General features: G+C 53.0%; 18 protein-coding genes. 3 read left to right on the plus strand and 15 right to left on the minus strand.

Going from position 1 to position 19,639, the window contains the following annotated elements:
- Positions 1-982: 982 nt before the first annotated feature.
- Positions 983-1,276 (minus strand): HEAT repeat domain-containing protein, encoded by a 294-nt coding sequence (locus tag Poly51_RS23295; protein ID WP_186775750.1) that lies wholly within the window; start codon positions 1,274-1,276, stop codon positions 983-985.
- A 670-nt stretch (positions 1,277-1,946) separates the two neighbouring features.
- Entirely contained in the window at positions 1,947-2,309 is a 363-nt protein-coding gene (locus tag Poly51_RS23300) for a hypothetical protein (protein ID WP_186775751.1), read from the minus strand.
- A 223-nt stretch (positions 2,310-2,532) separates the two neighbouring features.
- On the opposite strand from Poly51_RS23300, the gene Poly51_RS23305 reads away from it, so the two are divergent.
- Both Poly51_RS23305 and mscL read left to right on the plus strand, forming a co-directional pair.
- A complete protein-coding gene (locus tag Poly51_RS23305) occupies positions 2,533-3,162 on the plus strand; it encodes a hypothetical protein (protein ID WP_146460567.1) in 630 nt (209 codons plus the stop codon).
- Positions 3,163-3,511: 349 nt separating this feature from the next.
- Positions 3,512-3,910 carry a large conductance mechanosensitive channel protein MscL gene (gene mscL / locus Poly51_RS23310; protein WP_146460568.1) on the plus strand — a complete coding sequence of 133 codons (399 nt, stop codon included), beginning with the start codon at positions 3,512-3,514 and terminating at the stop codon, positions 3,908-3,910.
- 571 nt (positions 3,911-4,481) lie between these two features.
- On the opposite strand, the gene Poly51_RS23315 is transcribed toward mscL, so the two are convergent.
- The 12 genes from Poly51_RS23315 to Poly51_RS23370 all read right to left on the minus strand — a co-directional run bounded on the left by Poly51_RS23315 (position 4,482) and on the right by Poly51_RS23370 (position 16,405).
- Positions 4,482-5,243 (minus strand): YwqG family protein, encoded by a 762-nt coding sequence (locus Poly51_RS23315; protein ID WP_146460569.1) that lies wholly within the window; start codon positions 5,241-5,243, stop codon positions 4,482-4,484.
- A gap of 879 nt (positions 5,244-6,122) precedes the next feature.
- The gene (locus Poly51_RS30675) at positions 6,123-6,863 is read right to left on the minus strand and encodes a hypothetical protein (RefSeq protein ID WP_186775753.1); all 741 of its coding nucleotides are present in this window, start codon (positions 6,861-6,863) and stop codon (positions 6,123-6,125) included.
- Between the two features lie 99 nt (positions 6,864-6,962).
- Positions 6,963-7,394 carry a hypothetical protein gene (locus tag Poly51_RS23325; protein WP_146460571.1) on the minus strand — a complete coding sequence of 144 codons (432 nt, stop codon included), beginning with the start codon at positions 7,392-7,394 and terminating at the stop codon, positions 6,963-6,965.
- Between the two features lie 111 nt (positions 7,395-7,505).
- Entirely contained in the window at positions 7,506-7,760 is a 255-nt protein-coding gene (locus Poly51_RS23330; RefSeq protein WP_146460573.1) for a hypothetical protein, read from the minus strand.
- Positions 7,761-9,692: 1,932 nt separating this feature from the next.
- Positions 9,693-10,139, minus strand: coding sequence for a hypothetical protein (locus Poly51_RS23335; protein WP_146460574.1), 447 nt, complete (start codon positions 10,137-10,139; stop codon positions 9,693-9,695).
- A 1,164-nt stretch (positions 10,140-11,303) separates the two neighbouring features.
- The gene (locus Poly51_RS23340; protein ID WP_146460576.1) at positions 11,304-12,143 is read right to left on the minus strand and encodes a DUF3806 domain-containing protein; all 840 of its coding nucleotides are present in this window, start codon (positions 12,141-12,143) and stop codon (positions 11,304-11,306) included.
- A 179-nt stretch (positions 12,144-12,322) separates the two neighbouring features.
- Positions 12,323-12,796, minus strand: coding sequence for an SMI1/KNR4 family protein (locus tag Poly51_RS23345; protein ID WP_146460577.1), 474 nt, complete (start codon positions 12,794-12,796; stop codon positions 12,323-12,325).
- A 131-nt stretch (positions 12,797-12,927) separates the two neighbouring features.
- Positions 12,928-13,329, minus strand: a complete 402-nt coding sequence (locus Poly51_RS23350; protein WP_146460579.1) for a hypothetical protein — start codon at positions 13,327-13,329, stop codon at positions 12,928-12,930.
- 138 nt (positions 13,330-13,467) lie between these two features.
- Positions 13,468-13,728 carry a hypothetical protein gene (locus tag Poly51_RS23355; protein ID WP_146453502.1) on the minus strand — a complete coding sequence of 87 codons (261 nt, stop codon included), beginning with the start codon at positions 13,726-13,728 and terminating at the stop codon, positions 13,468-13,470.
- 275 nt (positions 13,729-14,003) lie between these two features.
- The gene (locus Poly51_RS23360; RefSeq protein WP_146460580.1) at positions 14,004-15,224 is read right to left on the minus strand and encodes a hypothetical protein; all 1,221 of its coding nucleotides are present in this window, start codon (positions 15,222-15,224) and stop codon (positions 14,004-14,006) included.
- A 197-nt stretch (positions 15,225-15,421) separates the two neighbouring features.
- Complete coding sequence (locus tag Poly51_RS23365; protein WP_146460582.1) at positions 15,422-15,820, minus strand: hypothetical protein; 399 nt, start codon at positions 15,818-15,820, stop codon at positions 15,422-15,424.
- A 45-nt stretch (positions 15,821-15,865) separates the two neighbouring features.
- Positions 15,866-16,405 carry a hypothetical protein gene (locus Poly51_RS23370; protein ID WP_146460583.1) on the minus strand — a complete coding sequence of 180 codons (540 nt, stop codon included), beginning with the start codon at positions 16,403-16,405 and terminating at the stop codon, positions 15,866-15,868.
- A 527-nt stretch (positions 16,406-16,932) separates the two neighbouring features.
- Between Poly51_RS23370 and Poly51_RS31635 the strand changes: the two genes are divergently transcribed.
- On the plus strand, positions 16,933-17,067 hold the full coding sequence (locus Poly51_RS31635; RefSeq protein WP_261344124.1) for a hypothetical protein: 135 nt from the start codon (positions 16,933-16,935) through the stop codon (positions 17,065-17,067).
- Positions 17,068-19,241: 2,174 nt separating this feature from the next.
- Here Poly51_RS31635 and Poly51_RS23375 read toward each other — a convergent pair.
- Positions 19,242-19,607, minus strand: a complete 366-nt coding sequence (locus tag Poly51_RS23375) for a hypothetical protein (RefSeq protein ID WP_146460585.1) — start codon at positions 19,605-19,607, stop codon at positions 19,242-19,244.
- Between the last annotated feature and the right edge of the window lie 32 nt (positions 19,608-19,639).

Below are 19,639 nucleotides of genomic sequence, written 5' to 3' on the forward strand. Positions count from 1 at the left end.
CTGCATCAAGCCACTTCAGTCGGATAACGTCTCACATCACCGGGTGGCGGCGGATGACTTGATTTCGAGAAAACGTTACCACCGCCACTCCGGTGCATGTGTTGGTTATCGGCATTTATGGACGGGCGTTGATCGAGCGTTGGGCAGTGGCAACCACGCCGCCAGAGTTTAGCGGGCGTTGGGTCACGCGGCAAGTAATTTGGGCGTTGACCGGTTTGGCAAGTAAACGGGCATTGTCCTCCGACGGTGCTTGCAGACGTTAATCGGAGAATGGAAAGCGTTGTCGTTGGATCAGCAAACGACAACAGCGAGCACAATCAAGAATTGCGAGCGGCTTGGACGTAGGAAATCGCCAACGGTGGATCAAGGCGTTTGAATCGGATAGGTGCTAACGCAATAGCCGAGAGACGCACCTATAACCGAGCGTTGCAGCAACGGTTTTGCAAGCAAACACGCGGAGCAGCTGAGGAGTCAGTCCGATAACGTCGGTCGTCACCGGGCACGGAGAGACAACTTTCCACTTGTGAAAACGTGCAAGCCGTGCTCCGTGTGCACGACATTGTTATCGGTCGTCCGGAACGAGCGTTGAATCGGTGAGGAAGTCCGCGTGACTTCGAGGTCAGCATATCGGGCGTTGAGTCGTCCAGCAAGCAAATTGCAACGCTTCCGAAAGAGAGTCGATCGTCGTCGGAGTGTCCGACATTGTTGTTGGTCGCGATGCATCACGCGGGCATGTCGAGCACGGCGTGTGTTCGATCAATTCACCGAACGTTTCGTGAAGCGATTCGGTCCGGTAAGGTTGCGACACATTCGGTTCACGATCGATGTCACGAACGTCGCGTCACAACTCCAAGGTTTAGTACCGATAACGGCGGTGATCAGCGGGGACGGGCAAACGACTTGCAAGCAGACGAGAAAACGGACCACCCGTCCTCCGTTGCATCACATGGTTCTGTCGTCTTCTCTGTTTCGTGACCAGCGTCTACAGTTTTTTCAGGTTTGCAAGGACATCAGTTGCGCGTGCCTTTACGTCTGCGTCCGGATCGCTTGTGAGCTTCTGAATGGATGGGATCGCATCCTTGGCGTCAGCTCCGATCAGGTTGAGTGTATTGATCGCCATCAGTCGAGTGCTCACGTCGTCTGATCCAAGCGCCTCGATCAACGGTTCGACGGCAGGCTTGCCGATCGCAACAAGCGCGTTCATCGCACGGCCCTGAACCAAGCCGGAATTGCTTTCATCTTTGAAGTCAGCAATATGCTTGGGAATGTCGGCCACGTCTGTTGAGCCGCCGTAGACATCAATCGGACCTGATTCGTCGGCGCTGCCTCCGCAACCAGTGATTGATACAAGTGTTGTACACGCAAGGAAAACGCAAAGAAAGAATTGCTTCATCAGTGTAGCCGTTGATAGTTAGTGAATGAGTGTCTCGTCGACAGAACGCTCGACATCACCGGGTGGCGGCGAATGTCGTGATCTCAAAAAAAGGTGTCCACCGCCACTCCGGTGCATGTCATGGTTATCGGTTTTTATGGACGGGCGTTGATCAGGCGTTGGGCAACGGAATCCGCGTCGCCACAGTTTAGCGGGCGTTGATTCGTGCAGCAAGCAATCGGGTGTTGTCCGTAAACGAAGGATCTAAAACGTTGCGGTGCGAAAAACAACCGCCAACGGCAAACAAAGGTTCGGCTTACGAGCGGTGTACGTTGTGGATATCATCAACGAAGGATCAAGACGGTTTTATCGCAAGCCCGCTTACGCAAATGCCTAACATCAAACTTGCAATCAACCGTCGCAGTAATCGAACACGTCAAACACCTGACGGGTCAGTCCGATAACGGTAGCCGTCACCTGGGACGGACGATTGATTTTCCATTTGTAAAACCGCGCAAGCCGTCCTCAGGTGCACGGCATGGTTCCCCGCAATTCTCATTGTGCTGGCGAACCGTCATACATCATATCCATGCGAACGGAGAAACACGAGCAGCATCCAATAGCCGAGTCCACCCGCAACAAATCCAATCGCATAGAAGCACCAGCCAGCGATTGTTGGTTGGTTGCGATAACCAAGTACAACTTTGGTTCTGTCGCCCAGGGCGGTGTACGCGATGCCGATCATCCAGATCAATGGAACGATACCGGCACATGTCATTGACGTGCTTACGCTGGGGGCACCTGACAGCGCGGACGAAATTGGGCTGATGTAGCCGAGGTAAGTAAGAGCTGCACCAGCGAACAACGCGTACAAGCCGATTCCACGTTCCGAGAGACCGAGGTTCGGGGTTGGGTCTGTGTCACGTTCGGTAGGCATGTCGCTCCGACTTATCGGAAGAGATGTTGTGCAATTTCATTCGGGGAACGTCGGCCGTAACCGAGCGGCGACGAAGAGTTTCCATTTGTGAAGGCCCGATTTCGCCGCTTCGGTTCACGGCATGGTTCGTCACGTTTTTGTGTTTCGATCAACACGCGGCGCTGATCTAGTAGAGTGGTTGCGATATCGTCGGCTTTATTCTTCTGTGCTTTCGATTCGGATCGTGATTCTAGGCGTTATCTCAGTTTTATTGAGAAAGAGGGGCGAGTTGTCGAAAGTCGGGATTCCAAGCGACCAGTCGGAATTAACAGTTACTGGTTGCCGAAAGGATCTGCGTATAAAGGGTATTCGATTGATGACGGTCGGCGGTTCCTTTGATAGTATCAAAATCGAGTGTCTACTGACCGGAGTTCCTTTTCGCAGCTTCGTGAGCGCAACCGCAAGCAAAGTGGTCAAAAGCATCACACCGAGAATTGAAAACCGAAGTCTTTTTCGTTTTCGAGACATTTGGAGCTTCCATTCTTTTGTGACGAACGCTCGACATCACCGGGTGGCGGCGAAAGTCGCGATTTCGAAAAAACGTGACCACCGCCACTCCGGTGCATGTAATGGTTATCGGATTTTATTAACGGGTGTTGGGCAGAGGAAGCCGCGGCGCAACAGTCTAACGGGCGTTGATTCGTGCAGCAAGCAATCGGGTGTTGTCCGTAAACGAAGGATCCAAAACCTTGCGGTGCAAAAAGCAAACGCCAACGGCAAGCACAGGTTCGGCTTACGAGCGGCGTACGTTGTGGAAATCATCAACGAAGGATCAAGACGGTTGTATCGCAAGCCCGCTAACGCAAATGCCTAACAACAAAATTGCAATCGACCGTCGCAGTAATCGCAAGTGCAACCGAACACGTCAAACATCTGACGGGTCAGTCCGTTAACGGGTGCGATCAGCGGGCCGGGAGAGTTGATTTTCCATTCGTGAAAGCTTGCAAGCCCGGCTCCGTTGCATCGCATGGTTCGTCGACCTCGCGAGATAGTAATTTGAATGTGCACATCCGGCAATATTTTGGATGTTCGCATTGACGCATCATGTGAGCCGATCAGCGTACTTGCGAAACGCACGTTTTGCTCCTATGATCGTTCGTCAAAGACGTTAGCGGACCCGTTCGAGGCACGTCATGTTCCCACTTTCAGAAAGGTAATGAGTAATGAGTTTCATCAAGGATTTCAAGGAATTCGCATTCAAAGGAAACCTGATCGACATGGCGGTCGGCATTGTTATGGGCGGGGCAGTGGCGGCAATTGTTAAGTCGTTTCTTGACAATATCATAACGCCTCTAATTGCTGCAGTCGCTGGTGTCCCTGATATGTCGGGGCTTAAGTTTCCAATCGGAGGCCAGATCGAGAACGCAGACGGAAAAATGGAACAAGCGGCAATCAACTACGGAACTTTCATTCAGAACACGCTGGATTTCATCATTTTGGCGTTCGTGATTTTTGTGGCACTGAAGGTTGCCAGTCGTTGGATGAAGAAGGCCGAGGAAGAGAAACCAACTCCAGCAGACATCGTTTTGCTGACCGAAATCCGCGACGCGTTGAAAAAGTAACCGAGTCAGTTCAGGTTCTGGCGACGAACGCTACGCGTCACCCGGTACGCGCGAAAGATTTTCCATTGCCAAAACGCCTGGTTCGCGTACTCGGGTGCACGCGATGGTTCGTCGGTTGTTGACCGGAGCGGTGACGCAGGAGGCCACGCCACCCATTGTACTGGACGATAATGTTAGCGCAAGCATGAGTGTTGCGTGATTCTATTTCGGTGCAAACTGTTTGTCGGCGTAAAATTCAACGTAGCTGCAGTCCGGGCAACGAAAAGCGACCGTCGGCAAGCATTTATCTGCTGGCGGCATTTTGGAGCCACCAAGCACGCTCTTTTCGGGCTTGCCCTCGAACCAAAGGCTCACCGTGCTCCGCAACAGTCCGTAATCGAAAAGATATCCCTGCGTCATCTGTTGCTGACACTCTGGACAGACCTTTGGATCCTCAGTCATCGTAAGCCTTCTGGTATGGAGTTTTAAGTATTCGACGAACGTCCGCCGTCACCGGGCACGGAGAGACGACTTTCCATTTGTGAAACCGCGCAAGCCGTGCTCCGTGTGCACGGCATTGTTACCCGCCGTATTAGTGGCATTGCGATACCATCCAGACACGGTCGAAACGCATAGCACTTAGGTCGCCGCGATAGATGAACCAGTAAAGTGCGCCAGCGTCGCCCCACATCATATCACCAATCTCAAAGAGTTGTAGGAGCAAGACCCAATCATCCACATCTCCAACGCCAAACGCGTTAGCACAATCGCGTTCCATGTAGTCGGATTGGATCGGTGAAGGGAATCCACCGATTTGAATGTCGGGCCGAATCGAACAGCAAAACTCGGAGTAGCATTCGTCGGCAACGTCGTCGGGAAAGGTAAGAAGCTCGCGTTCGTACCATGGATAGCTATCGGATCGTTCAAATTGTACGTTGACCCGTTGATAGTGTTTAGGACTGACGCATTTCTTCGTCAAACCGAAGAAGGCAGGAACCGTTCGCGTCGGCAAATCCGGCTCATGCCGTTCGACGCCCGAAGGGATATGGGTCACAATTGCGTGGCCGATATCTTTGGGTTTGTATCCCCAATGTCGATTGTCGTAAAAAAACAGCAGGTCGCCGTCGTCGGATGGCACAAGGTCAAGGTCACGACAATGCAGTTGCCCAACGAAGGCGAGCGGGTAGCCGTCTTTTGTTGGCCAGTCAAAATTCGACGGAACTCGTGGCATGCCGCCGAAGTACGAATCGCGATCAGACTCGCAAGGGCTGCCCACGAGACACGGACGTGCAACTTGACGAATCGCATCGATGTGCGGCGTCAGTTCGTGTGATGCAAGCTCGGCGTCATGCATATGCTTCAGTCGGGTAACGGCGGTCGTCACCGGGCACGGAGAGACAACTTTCCACTTGTGAAATCGCGCAAGCCGTGCTCCGTGTGCACGACATTGTTATCGGTCGTCCGGGTCGGGCATTGGATCGGTCAGTAAACCCGCATGACCTTGAAGTCAGCATACCGAGCGGTGGGTTGTCCAGCAAGCAAATCGTAACGTGTCCATCAGCGAGTCACCCGGCGTCGGTGTATCCGACATTGTTGTCGGTTGCGATGCATCACGCGGGCATGTCAAACGCGTCGTGTGTTCGATCGATTCGCCGAACGTGTCGTGAAGCTATTCGGAACAGTACTGTTGGAGCGTATTCGATACACCATCAACTCCACGAACGTCGCAGTCACAACTCCAAGGCGCAGTACCGATAACGGTGCGGATCACCGCGGACGGAGAGTTAAGTTTCCACCGGCGCGCCGCAACTTCCGTCCTGCGGTGCATCCGATGGTTATCCAGGCACACTGGATGCGGCATGGTCGACCGAACTATCCAACCGACAACGACCGAGAGTATAGCAACCGGGAATCGACCGAGCAAGTTCGGGAATCCCATCAGACCGAGCAAGTCAGTATCCCATAAGACAGAGCAAATCGGGCATTGCGATCGACCGCGCAAGGCAGCATGGAAATCGACCGAGCAAGTTTTCGCCTCGGTTAGCGTCTTAAGTCAAGGCGGACTTCGTCCACGTGGGTGACCGAGCAACGTCCGTCACGATCGAGCATCAAACGCGAACGCATCCAAAACCATCACTTACATCGGATAACGACCGCGATCACCCCGTCGCGGCGAAAGATTATCCATTGTCAAAACGCTCGGCTCCGCGACTGGGGTGCATCGCATGGTTCGTCAGCGTCCCCATTTCCAAGCACGACGTCTCGGGTCTAGTAAAGAACCGGAATTTCGAACTCGCGACATGATTGCCTCCAGACCCAGTTTAGCGATCTCGCCTTCTTTTATACCACCAGGCCATATCACGGCAGTTGGGAACTGATCTGGAAAAGCGAGTACCAAACTGTATCCGAGTTTATTGTAGTATTCGTGGAATTGTTGATCTAGGAGATCGGCTAGCATATGCATTTCGTGGAGTCTTATGGCGTGTTTGGTGGATGCTGCTCGTGCTCGGATCGCAGGTGACAATTCTGTTAGGTTAAGCATAGTAGCCGTCCAGCATGCGGCGTGAGCGATACGCTCACTTACGTCGTTGATTCGCGAAAGCACAAGATTATGACAGAAGTCGCGAGGAAAAGCGTCCGTAAGATATGCAAACGACCTCAAACGCAAATCGCCGTTTCTCGACGACGCTAATTGCAGCAGATAGTCCCGCGCGACCGAGTGCTCCTGCGCCAATTGAGACAGCATCAGAGTGCCGGTTTCCCATACGGTTTTCCGATGATGGGAAGCGGCGGCGGCGATCACATCGAGTCTTTTCGGATCGAGGATCGCGCTGTCGAAAAGGAATTCGAAAGCGTCACAGGCAGTTGCCAAAGCAAGTCGATCTTTGCGAGAGCATTTTGCCCGCTCAGTCCAATAGCGGTACAGACGTCGAGAACCGGTTTTCGAAATTGTATCAAAGTAGGGCTCGTCCATATGTTTCTTGTTGACGAACGGTGGTGATCAGCGGGGACGGGCGAACGACTTGCAAGCAGACGAGAAAACGGACCACCCGTCCTCCGTTGCATCACATGGTTACCCGCCGTTTCCAACCCAGTCTGCAATTCGTTCACCCGGTTTCAAGTCTTCGCGAACGTAATAGTACACCATCCCCTCCACGAGCTCAATTTCGCGCGCCGCGACGTAGTAGCGATGACCGCCGTGGAATTCGGGATCGTGGTGAATCTCGAACAGGATCTCGTCAGGTTCGAGTTCCAGGTGTGAGTACAGGTGTCGTATCGGGTCACTGGCAATCGAGAACACCGGCGAGTCAATCCCATAGATCGGCAAGCCAATGTAAACCACGCCGCGAAAGTGGATCTCGAACTCGTGGTAGTAACAGTGATCGAAACTCCCGGTCAGTAGTAGCGTATCGCGAGCAAGGGAATGCACTACGAGATCAGTCGCATTCGTCGTATGAACGATCTCGTTGATTCGGTCCAGCGTAGGTTGTATCTCGGTTGTCAAAGATGTGCAGTCTCAGTCGGGTAACGTCCGACGTCAGCGGGGACGGCGGTTTGATTTTCTATTTGTAAACGCCCCATGCCGTCCTCCGTTGCACGTCATGGTTCGTCGCTCCTAATGCTGTTCGGATTGCTCAGCGGTGAGGTACGCATTCATCGCATCGTCATAGTCGCTATCGTCCACTCCTGGTGGGTCGAAGCTCGGATTGATCCCATAGGCAGCCCATTCATCAGCGTACCAAGCCAGCGGACCTCGTGTGATCCTATTCTCGAAGAGAAAGTTAAGTGGCGCATATAGCAATTCTGCGTTTTCGTGCAACGTATGTATTGGACGAGGCGCCGGAGCCAGTGCGTAGTACACAAATGACATCGATAGTGGACCTAATGATGCAACGTAAATCGGCACAACCGCGAACGAGACGGCAAGTGACCGTTGCGACCAAACCCGCCATGTGCGATCTCGAGAAACGGCTCGCTTCGGACGCAGGAAACAGACGCAAACCAGTGGAAGAAATGATGTTGCAGCGATTCCGATCGGAGGAACTCTGGCGGTCAGCAAACAGAGAATCGCCGCTAGAGTACTAAGTACGAGAATCGAACGAATGGAAAATTTCACGGTCAGCCTACAGTATCAATGTTCAATCGATCAGATCAACGAATAAGGCTGCGAACTGGGGTAGAGAGGGCGCAAAATCTTCCGCGACGAACGGTTGGCATCACCGGGTGGCGGCGAAAATCGTGATTACGAGAAAACCGCACCACCGCCACTCCGGTGCATGCCGTGGTTATCCCATTGCATTGAATCGAGCATTGAATCAGCGTTGGGCAGTGGTGACCACCGTTCGACAGCATAGCGGGCATTAAATCGTGCGGCAAGTTTCGAGCGTTGCCGACCGTCAGCGGGTCGGGCACGGCGACCGAAGGAAGCCGAAACGCGGACTCTCTCGCCAATGGCGAGGCCCGATGGGAAACGACAAATAGAGCCATTGGCGAGAGTGTCCGCGTTTCGGTAGCTTGCAGCGGAGTAAACCATTCCAATGCCGGACGAACCGCAAGCTTCGGGCATGGGGAAACGTGGGCCGCAACTTGGAGAACGTGACGTTCCGCATCGCCGGAAAAAATAGATCAGCGCGACCAAGAGATTTTCCGGCGATGCGGTACGTCACGTTCGGACGCGATTTCGAGAAAACCCTTTGAACTAAAGTCGGCCGACATCCCCGGCAGTCGGGTGTTGCCGAACGAACCGTAACGAAGCAGGACCAGTCGGCAACTCCGCGCATTAGTTGGGATAACGGTGGCCATCACCGGGTGGCGGCGGTTGACGTGACTTCAAAAAAACGTGACCACCGCCACTCCGGTGCATGGCATGGTTATCGGCATTTATGGACGGGCGTTGATCGAGTGCCGGGCAGTGGCGACCACGTCGCCACAGTCTAGCGGGCATTGGTTCGGGCGGCAAGCAATTTGGCGTTGACCGGGTCGGCAAGTAAACGGGCATTATCGTCCGACGGTGCCTGTTGACGTTGAACGAAGGATCGAAAACGTTGTCGTTGGATCAGCAAACGACAACAGCGAACACAATCAAGAATTGCGAGCGGCTTGGACGCAGGAAATCGCCAACGGAGGATTGAAACGTTTGAATCGCAAATTAGCTAACGCAAATGCCGAACGGCAACTTTCCAATCGGGCGTTGCAGCAATCGTTTGTGCAAGCAAATACGCGGAACATCTGAGGAGTCAGTGCGATAACGTCCGAAATCACGGGGGACGGGCGAAAGAATTGCAAGCAGACGAGAAAACGGACCACCCGTCCTCCCGTGCATTTCATGGTTCGCCACATTTGCAGCGGGTTGTCGCCAACCACGTTGATCGGCGTTGCACCAATCGTACCATGCCCATCGACCGCCGGCAAATCGGCCGCTCGGGTCATCGCACCCAGCGGAATCGATCGACAGAGTAACCGTTGCGGCAAAGCGGTCAGCCAGGAATCTCGGTGATGGCCGAACGTGGAAGTCCATGGGCGACCAGATTGTCGGCAGCGAGCGAAGTATCCATCGATCCAGATCAAGGGCCGCAAACAGTTCGCCCGCGCGATCACCCGCATGTTGTCGTGAGCGCCGAATCGTCCGCGCAACAAATCACGCAACTCTCTGTTGCTTGCGAACGTAGCCGGCTGCCACCGCAGAGTCTTCTTCAGCTGGCGAACGGCGAAAATCACCCGGTCGCGACGAGAGATTGTCCATTTTCAAAACGCCCGACTTCGCGACTCGGGTGCATGTTTTTGTTATCGGACTTTTTGCGGGTCAATCGAACATGACGCCCGGGTTCATTTCTGCGGGTGTCTTCCAGTCGATTCCAAACTCTTCTTTCAGTATTCGCTTCTTCGTCCGCCAATACAAATGGCAAAAGCCCATGCGACGCTTTTCGTTCGCCAATTCCTCTTCGGTCATTTTATCAGCTTCGTCAATCAGTGGAGCGATCTCAGGATCACGTTCAATTGAGTCATGGCTCATCGGCAGTCGAGAGGCGCGGATGTTCGAGTTATCAAACGATTTTGAATATTCGATTCCACGTTCATCAAGAATGCGGCAGATTTCGTCGAACGATTGCATTTTCAATCGCAGGAACTGAGTCCGCGGCAATTCGTTCTCCAGCTGCGATGCATTGGCGTCCCACCACTGTTTGAATGGCATCGCGCGTCGTCCTTCTGCAATCGCGACGAAGTAATCAATGTTCGCGTCAATGACCATGGGAGCGAGGCAATTCTCCTTGTCCGATAACGGTGGCCATCACCGGGTGGCGGCGGTTGACGTGATTTCAAAAAAACGTAACCACCGCCACTCCGGTGCATGGCATGGTTATCGGCATTTATGGACGGGCGTTGATCGAGTGCCGGGCAGTGAAAGCCACGCCGCCACAGTCTAGCGGGCGCTGGTTCACGCGGCAAGCAATCGGGCGTTGACCGGGTCGGCAAGTAAACGGGCATTGCCTTCCGGCGGTGCTTGTTGACGGTGAACGAAGGATCGAAAACGTTGTCGTTGGATCAGCAAACGAAGACAGCGAAGACGTTTAAGGATTGCGAGCGGCTTGGAGGGAGGAAATCGCAAACGGAGGATCAAAGCGTTTGAATCGGAAATTCGCTAACGCAAATGCCGATCGACAAATTTCCAATCGGGCGTTGCAGCAATCGCTCGTGCAAGTAAATACGCGGAACATCTGAGGAGTCAGTCCGATAACGGTAGGGTTCAGCGGGGCCGCGAGAACGGCTCACCACTGCAAAAACGTCAACTCGCGGCCTCCGTTGCAACCCATGGTTCGCCGAAGTGCTCACATTACGAGTGGGAATCGATCGGTGAAGTTCTTTGTAAGCGATTGTGTAACGAAGAGCAAATCCTTGATCCGAAATGGTTGTGCACTACGGCGACTAGCCAACCAAATAGTGGCCCGTAAAAGAGACCTGCAACCGGGAAATTGTAACCGGTTCTTATCAGATACATGCCTGTGGCGTAGGCAATACCGGCGTAAGTGTAGCAGCGAAAAATTGGATACAACTGCTTCGTTTGTGCGATCATTACTAAGGCGAACAACGCCGCGTTGGCAACGAGAAGCGGAACTAGCAACAGTGGATCGCGGCTTAACGAGATCGGAAGATAAGCGACAACTGCGAACAGTTCATTCAACGAGTCTAGTGGCGTTCGCGTGTACGCCGCAGAAAACAACACAACAGCGAAAGTCGCCAACACAACCCGAATCAGGCGTTCGATCATGATTCTACGCGTTGGCATACATCACCTCATTTCGGTCAAACGAATCGGCGAACGTTACGCATCAGCGGGCGGCGGGAGTTGAGCCACCATTTGCAAAACGTCTCCACCGCCGCTCCGTTGCATGCGATGGTTATGTGGCTACCCGACTCAAAATTCATCTTGAGGCCCTGAGTCTATTGACGATGAAGGCGCCGCATCTAGGCGATGGCGACCGTTGGCCACAGCCGCAAATTTCGGTCGCACATCATGTTCAGCACCATAGGCAATTCGTACGTAGCACCAGTCTATCGGAAGCACCTCGGTGTTGTCATCGCAAACAATTGGATAGGTCCCAGAGCCATCAGATGATTCCAGAGCCCAGTCACAATCACCAAAGGTCTTTAGGACCTCGCCGACGTACCCACCCCACTGCAGTGCATGATCCGTCAACTGCGAACTCGTGAAGGGTTTTTCCGCGTGCTGATCGTGGAGCTGAGCAAGGATCACTTCGACGAATTCAATTGATTCGGGCGAGTAGTCTAACGGTATCTCGAATTGGTCGTGGGCCACCTTAACTGCATCGCCAGCGAAAAGACTCATCTCGGTCACGAGATCGTTGTCAGTGATCTCGTCGTTGGCAGTCGCATTCCTAAAGCCATGTACAACGCCACCAAGAAAGAGCACCAGGAAACCCAAACACAGGACGACCCCAATTGCAGCCGGCTTGCGAACACCGTTGACATTTCGGCCTCTCACAAATGCGTAGATGCCAAGCACAAAGCCTGCAATTGTGAGAATCGAAACGGCCAGGATTAGAGCCAGCGTAGCGATGTATCCATAATTCGTTGCGTCGGATGCAACTGAGCTGAAGCGTCCTTCAACTAGAAGAGCGGCGATGGGAGCGAGCCAGCTAGCATGAGCCGCGTACTTCACGAACTCGCTCGCTTGCGGATCGGCTGGGTCAATATCGACCACCGCATCATTTGATTCGTTTGTCTCAGGATTCATATAAATCGCAATCTACGGTTGCATGCTTACTGGGACGCTAAGTTCAGGTTTAGTAACAGAAACAACGATCACGTCCACATAACGGTCGGGATCAGCGGGCGGCGGGAGTTGACGTTGATCTAACGAGAAACCACACCACCGCCGCTCCGTTGCATCCCATGGTTCGTTGGAATATGGCGTTAGGGCACGAGCACTCGATCAAGAGACGTCAGGTACATTTCCCAGAACCCCGCAAACGTATCCGCCAGTATATCAAAAGTGTTGCCGTCGGCGATCCAAACGATGGATGTATTCGAATCCGGATGTTCCGCGAGACGTATTGCGTAAACATGAACCCAGATCGAGTGATCCGCGAATGCAAAGTATCGTTCGGCGTGAGGAAGTCGGCTTGAAATTCCACCATAGTCGGGCGTTCCCGAATACGGCTCTACGATTGCTGGGACTGTGTCGAGTTCGCCGATTGGCCAAAATCGATTGAGGTCGTTGTCCATGTCAAGCAAGCCGTTGAATCGTTCATAAAACGCTCGAACGTCGTTTGGGAGTGTCAATGCGAAACGATTCTCAAACGAAGCTATTGCGTCGGCAGTTACGAGCGCATCTGGAGAAACGTCTGTGAGATTCCATTGCTTAGCAAGACGGTCGACAAAGGACATAATGTTCAGTCCAACGAACGGCGGCGATCAGCGGGCCGGGAGTGTTGACTTTCCATTCGTGAAACCTTGCAAGCCCGGCTCCGTTGCATCGCATGGTTCGCCGCATCTTTGTTGGCGGCTTGCAGTAAAGTCTAGTGCCAGTCGTGCCCGCACCACAAGCACTGTTTCGCAACCGGTGTACGGGCAAGTCGTTGACATTGTGAGCAGCGGTTTTCGATGAGTTCACCACGCCGTGTTTCCAGTACGCGATCCACGGCATTCGCAATTCGGTCGTCGTATGGCGTTTGAAATGCGGATATCACATCAGCATCGACCACGTGGCCGTCTCGCTCTTCAAGGAATTCGTGAAGTTTTAGGAGCTTTGAGTCTTCGGCATCGCTAACAATCGGTGCGATGTATTCGGTTACGCGCCGTTCCAGCGGGGTCATCAAATGCGGGAAGTGACGCAAGACGTATGCCCGTAACGCGACGTCGTCATCGTAGGTGTCGGCGGTCATCGTGACGCCGCAATACGATGTTGGATGTAGCGACATGATACGCAGCTTGTCTTTGTCGGCGAACGTTGGCCATCACCGGGCGGCGGAGAACAGTCAACCACTCGAAAAAACGCAACCACCGCCGCTCCGGTGCATGGCATTGTTATCCGCAGTATAGGGAGAATCACAAGCAATTCATCCTGTATAAGATCGCACAATGTACCATTCCATCGCCCGCGGAGCAACAAAATCACGAACAAGTAGAATCGCAAAGTAACCAAGAAGCAAAAGAAGTAGAGCGATCACCCAATGTCCCCGGAGTGCACGTCGCGAACCAAAAACAGCAGCAAAGATTGCGAAAAGAGAAGCGGCGTTATTTAACGCGGTCAACAGCAGGAATGCATTGCGCATGACTTCATCGCCACTGGTCATTGTTGCGTAAGCCATGTCAAGCAAGACGAGTTCGATCGTGAACCACGCGACGGCAACAAGACAGAGTCCAGCGGGAAGGTAAAGCCATCGTGTAGATCGCGGTTCTTGGACGCACGAGGGTGCAGCCTGTTTTTCGTAGGGATTAATCAAGTGTACCGAGCCGATACTACGCTAACGCGCAAAGTAGAAATGTGTGTTGGATTTCAATTTGAGTCGGATAACGTCAATGTTCACCCAGTCGCGTGAGTGAACGTTACTTCAAATTGCGGCAACCAACGCGACTTGGGTGCAACATATTGTTATGTCCCGTTTTCCTCGTCGATTGATTCTCCGTTTTCCTCGAGCGGGTAGTATCCCTGCTCGATCAGCGAACCGATGGCGCGAGACACAATGCCATTCGATAATTTCAGTTCGGTGGCAATAGATTTGTGAATATGTTTTGGCCACGGACGATCCGGTAGTTTTTCACGAACCGCACTCACAACTTGTGAAGATATTTCATTGCGTTTGGCCCGTGGGATTTTCAAATTCGCGTCGGTAGCAGTTTTCGACAGTAGCAGCCGAACCTCACAGTTCGGGCAAGTGGGAGTTATCATCGCGCCGGCATATGCCGGAATCTGTTCCCGAATCTCGGAAATGCACACAGGACAATTCCCGACGAACTCGTACATCGGAACCTGAGTAACATCGACATCATCCGAATCGAGCGCAGATACTTGGGAGTAGGTTTCGCAAGTGTCACATTTGACCAATTTTTTGGCACCCTTTCTAATCCTCATTTGAATTGTCTGCGGTGTACCACATGAAGCACATTTAATTGTGACCTGTTGTTTTTTGGGTTTCGACGATTTAGCGCTTACTTTGAATGGCAGTTCCCCAATTTTTTCTGTCAACCGCCGCTCGGTATCCTCAATACGTAATTGGACGGATTCGAGATCATCTGGCGAAATCATACTGGTATTCAATAAGTCGCGAGTCTGTTTCTCGAGTTCTACAGTTAACGCGTCGATTTGTTTTTGAAGAATATGTTGACGTTCAATCTCCTCACCAATTACGCCTCGCCAATCACTAAGAAACGTATCATTCATTGATTTCAACGTTTCAAGATTATGAATCGCTGCAAGCATTCGCTCACGAAGCATCATGTTTTGTTTTGTTCCAGTAACCTCATCTGCATCTTCAATCGCGGTGCTTAAAGCGTCCGTCAAGCGTTCAAGTTCGCTGGACAAATTCAGCACCTTCTCAGCCGCACGTACACCAAGATTGCGAATGTTTTCGGTGTTCGAATCAGTTGCCAGTTTAATGGTGTCGCGAAGATTGAGCTGAGAATACAAATGTGTAGCTAGCCAAGACACGAGCATCGAGGCAGCAGACAGGATCGTACCGAGCAGCACAGACTCCGTATTTGTAAGCTGACGACTTCCAGCGATCCAAAGGCAGCTCAGAACTGCTGCACCTAGTCCTAGTGTGACAACTAGTGGGACAAGGCCAGGTTTTAAGAATGCTCTTTTTTCAGTCATCAAGTTGGATTCATTCGAAGGGACAGAACGGCAGACATCACGGGGGACGGACGAAAGACTCTCCACTTCAAAAACCGCGCAAGCCGTCCTCCCGTGCATGTCATGGTTCGCCGCGATGTACCCCGCAGGAAGGGCTTGGACACCGCAAGCCCCAAGTCTAGCCGGAAAGCCGATGAGTAACAACGAATTGGACTACGTCAGGCCGTATCGGTAACCGAGTCGACATTGAGTCGTCGATTCCTTGCGCCGCGGAAGAAAAGGAATACCGAAAACGCGATCAACAACGGGGCTACACCGAACGTCAGCACTTGCGCAGTGGTTGGTGTGATCGAAACGCCGAAAAGGTAAAGTTCTGGATCATAGGTTGCGTATCGACGACCGGACGCCATGCGGCGGTTCATGTCGCTGGTTACGTACACCAGACCGGGACCGGCAACGACGAACCCGATGAACGCTGCCAATGAAGCCGCAACAAAGAACGGCGTAGATTTCTGACGCTGTGTTGCGGATTGCGATGGGGGATCGTAAGGATTCACGAATGCGTTTTCTTCCGTCGGCGAACGGTACGGTTCAGCGGGCGGCGGCGAAAGACTCATCCATTGCCAAAACGGCGACCACCGCCGCTCCGTTGCAACCGATGGTTATTGGCCGATTCGTTCGGTAGCGAGCATTTCAGCCATTGCGTCGGGCTCTAGCCCCAGAATCTTCCGAACGGCTTGGCTCAACGCTTCGATTGTAGCATCATCGACGTCCTGCAGAAACGTTTCCATTCGTACGTCTTTGACGTGAATCCACAGCCCAGGCTCAAGTCGGTTTTTGCGGAATTCGACAATACGATTACGTGGGCAGTTAACCGTTGTCTTCTCGCCAGTGCCTCGATCACAGAGTTGCATTGAGAAGTCAACGGAGTCAATCGCAATTTTCGCGCGGGGTGGTGGTTGGATGCGGAAAATCACACGAACAAGTCCGGAGCACAGAAGCCAAACCGGAACGACGACTAGCGCAAACAATTCAAGCGCGGTGAACAACGTGGGGATTGGCAAGTATGGTCGAGCCATCGGCAAAACGACCGTTGAAACGTCGTCCACATGTTGCACGTCGAATGTCTGCGCCGACATCAAGCTCTCCATTCGATGCCAATAACGTCCGCGATAACCGAGTCGCGGCAATAGGATTTCCATTTTCAAAAACAGCTGCCACCGCGACTTCGGTTCATCGCCTTGTTATCCGTCCGAACAAGACCGTCCGGGAAAAACCAGCCAACGCCTGCGTTACACCGAACAGTTCAAAAATGGAAGCCATCAACGTTCAACCAGAACCATGCCGATCCCCAAGGACAAACAGAACCGAATGAACAACATGGATATTAAACACCAGAAAACGGCTTGGAGCAACAGCCAAACGAATTGAAGAAACCAAACATTCAAGGCGAAGGCAATCCATCAACGAAATCGAATCAAACACAAACCCTCGGAACAGGTTCGATTTCGAAACACAAACGCCGAAGCCGAACCTGCCGAAAATGTTTCAAAATCCCGGCAGTGCACCGCCGGCCAGCCAGCACAACATGGCGACCAGTCATTCGCTCAAGCCCGATCTACGCCAGCGGCACTCCGAACATGTTAAATCGTGAAACCCAAACCATTCGAACAAGACTCAGAAGGAAAGGGTCGCCAGAACCGATTGAACAACATGGCAATCAACAATCGTGAACAAGTTCGAATGCGACCAAGCACCCGCCGGCAGAATAACAACGCCGATTCGTCCATCGCGAACCAGCCCGAATCTGGATGACATTCAACACGACACACTGCGAGAGAAAGAGGCAGTTCAAGACGGATAACGTCAGCGTTCACCGAGCGGCGGCGAACAGTTTTCCATTTTCAAAACAGTGTCCCACCGCCGCTTCGGTGCAACGCATTGTTATCCTGCATTTGTTGTTTGTATTGGTCATTTCCAGGTATTCGTCCCGCCATTCGGCCAGCGCGCACTCCGTTCTCCTGGGTGACATTCTCTACAATTCCAGTGAACAGAGCAAGCAGAATTTGTGCAATTAACTGCTGGCATTTTCGCCACCTCACGACTTGTATTCGCATCAGCGCCAACGAGTTGGAGGTCTCGCGAAGCGTTCAAGCATGACGACACAAAGCATTTCGCCACCTCTCGATTTAAAGTCGCATCAGCGCCAACGGCCTCAAATCATCGCGAAGCGTTTACGAGCATCAAACACACGCAGGATAACGTCCGCGATGACCGAGTCGCGGCAATGTGGTTTCCACTTCAAAACGCCTTACCCGCGACTTCGGTCCATCGCCTGGTTCGCCGCATTCCATCATGCTCGGAGTTACGTCATTCGCCAGCGACTCGTGGACGATTCAAAGCACGAAAAGCTGTTCGGAATCCCAGGGCTGCAGCAAAAGCGAATGCAGCCCAGATAAGAACATTCAAAAGTATTTGATCGTAGGTCCATCCAGCAAGCGTGGGCACGAACAGCATCCAACAATAGAAAACTGAAACAATCACAAAATACACAGACGCGATCGACGTGAAGAACATTGCCGTTAGGCACGCGACCAATCGCACCCACGAAGTTCCTGTGGGAACAGTCAAATGTGTCGGCTGGTACGGATTCAGAGTCAATTGATTGTGATGATAGTTATGAAGCGTAAGATTGGTGATGAAGTCGTGCTGTAAGAGCACCCTGTCGGCGAACGGCGGCGATAACCGGGTGGCCGCGGTTGATCGTCCATTTGAAAACTCGCTGTCGGCCACTCCGCGTTCATCGCTTGGTTACCCGACCGCTACTCTTTGCCTAGGCAATCGCATACAGCGCATACGAAGCAGTCGCGAGACCAGCGACAAGGCTGAGAAAGACAAGCACGCACCCGCCCTTAGAATTGGTCTGAGCGCCCTCGATCCCAGTGCCATTACACCGATTGCAAGTTCTATACCCGGTTGTGTCGTAACGGCTGTTTCCGTCGTGGTCTACAATCTTATTCCCGGTGGTGATCGTACCTTCACCGTGGCATGCCCAGCAATTGCGTTTTGTCATCCGAAATCCATTAAATTGGGGAGATATCCGTTCGGGTAACGTTACGGATCACCGGGCGGGGACGTTTGCATGTTCCATTTGAAAAACGGCCGCAAGCCCCGCTCCGGTGGATCCGATGGTTATCCGCGAGTATGGGATGCGAGGCGGGCGGTTGACGAGCATGCATCCGATTCGCGAAGGTCGCTTGGGATACCTGTAGAGCCCTCGCCTATGAGCAGATCGCGAAGCGAGATTGTTCGAGCGTTTATATCCAGATTCTCGCTAATACGAATTGATTCCGATAACGGTTGGCATCACCGGGTGGCGGCGAACGTCGTGATTTCGAGAAAACCGCACCACCGCCACTCCGGTGCATGCCGTGGTTATCCCATTGCATTGGATCGAGCATTGAATCAGCGTTGGGCAGTTGTGACCACCGTTCCACAGNATAGCGGGCGTTGTGTCGGTCGGCAAGTTTCGAGCGTTGCCGACCGTCAGCGGGTCGGGCACGGCGACCGAAGGGAGCCGAAACGCGGACTCTCTCGCCAATGGCGAGGCCCGGTGGGAGAAGACAAATGGAGCCATTGGCGAGAGTGTCCGCGTTTCGGCAGCTTGCAGCGGAGNAAACCATTCCAATGCCNGACNAACCGCAAGCNTCGGGCATGGGGAAACGTNGGCAGCAACTTNGAGAACGTGNCGTTCCGCATCGCCGGAAAAAATAGATCAGCGCGACCAAGAGATTTTCCGGCGATGCGGTACGTCACGTTCGGACGTGATTTCGAGTCAAGCGTTTAACGAAAAGTCGGCCGGCATCCCCGGCAGTCGAGCGTTGCCGATCGAACCGCAACGAAGCAGGATCAGCCGGCACCTCCGCGCATTAGTTGGGATAACGTCTGCCGTCACCTGGGACGGACGATTGATTTTCCATTCGTTAAACCGCGCAAGCCGTCCTCAGGTGCACGGCTTGGTTACCCGCGTTTTGGTCGTCAGCGGAACAGTTTTTGTGCAGGCCCCCAAGACGGGTCGAATACAAATGGGCCGGCAACAGCGACGATCAGGACCATCGCCGCTAACAATAGACCAGTGTAGAAAAATCCGTACCGAAATGCGATAGCGCCGATCGCAAACCCAATTGCCGACCCGATGTAAATCACAATCAGCAATGTGTCCATGTCTTGCCGCCACTCGCCGGGCGACACGCGGCTTCGAGCGAGGCGAAAGATGTAGAACGCCAAAGCTAGGTTTATAACCGATGCAGCAGTTGAAAGAACGACGGCGACTCGTCGGACCGTAGAATGCACCCGCATGCTTGACGAGGATTCGATCGGTGGTCGGTAAGGATCAGAAGTCATGCGCGATTGCGTGCAGAATCAGTCGGGTAACG

This window comes from Rubripirellula tenax (genome assembly GCF_007860125.1).
Lineage (GTDB): Bacteria > Planctomycetota > Planctomycetia > Pirellulales > Pirellulaceae > Rubripirellula > Rubripirellula tenax.

What these genes read in the sequence shown, in the direction of transcription:
- Poly51_RS23300 (WP_186775751.1), bottom strand. Translation starts at nt 2,309, where the DNA reads ATGCCTACCGAACGTGACACAGACCCAACCCCGAACCTCGGTCTCTCG.
- mscL (WP_146460568.1), top strand. Translation starts at nt 3,512, where the DNA reads ATGAGTTTCATCAAGGATTTCAAGGAATTCGCATTCAAAGGAAACCTG.
- Poly51_RS23375 (WP_146460585.1), bottom strand. Translation starts at nt 19,607, where the DNA reads ATGACTTCTGATCCTTACCGACCACCGATCGAATCCTCGTCAAGCATG.
- Poly51_RS23315 (WP_146460569.1), bottom strand. Translation starts at nt 5,243, where the DNA reads ATGCATGACGCCGAGCTTGCATCACACGAACTGACGCCGCACATCGAT.
- Poly51_RS23360 (WP_146460580.1), bottom strand. Translation starts at nt 15,224, where the DNA reads ATGACTGAAAAAAGAGCATTCTTAAAACCTGGCCTTGTCCCACTAGTT.
- Poly51_RS30675 (WP_186775753.1), bottom strand. Translation starts at nt 6,863, where the DNA reads ATGGACGAGCCCTACTTTGATACAATTTCGAAAACCGGTTCTCGACGT.
- Poly51_RS23335 (WP_146460574.1), bottom strand. Translation starts at nt 10,139, where the DNA reads ATGGTCATTGACGCGAACATTGATTACTTCGTCGCGATTGCAGAAGGA.
- Poly51_RS23365 (WP_146460582.1), bottom strand. Translation starts at nt 15,820, where the DNA reads ATGAGTCTTTCGCCGCCGCCCGCTGAACCGTACCGTTCGCCGACGGAA.
- Poly51_RS23330 (WP_146460573.1), bottom strand. Translation starts at nt 7,760, where the DNA reads ATGTCATTTGTGTACTACGCACTGGCTCCGGCGCCTCGTCCAATACAT.
- Poly51_RS23350 (WP_146460579.1), bottom strand. Translation starts at nt 13,329, where the DNA reads ATGTCGCTACATCCAACATCGTATTGCGGCGTCACGATGACCGCCGAC.
- Poly51_RS23340 (WP_146460576.1), bottom strand. Translation starts at nt 12,143, where the DNA reads ATGAATCCTGAGACAAACGAATCAAATGATGCGGTGGTCGATATTGAC.
- Poly51_RS23345 (WP_146460577.1), bottom strand. Translation starts at nt 12,796, where the DNA reads ATGTCCTTTGTCGACCGTCTTGCTAAGCAATGGAATCTCACAGACGTT.
- Poly51_RS23370 (WP_146460583.1), bottom strand. Translation starts at nt 16,405, where the DNA reads ATGGAAATCCTATTGCCGCGACTCGGTTATCGCGGACGTTATTGGCAT.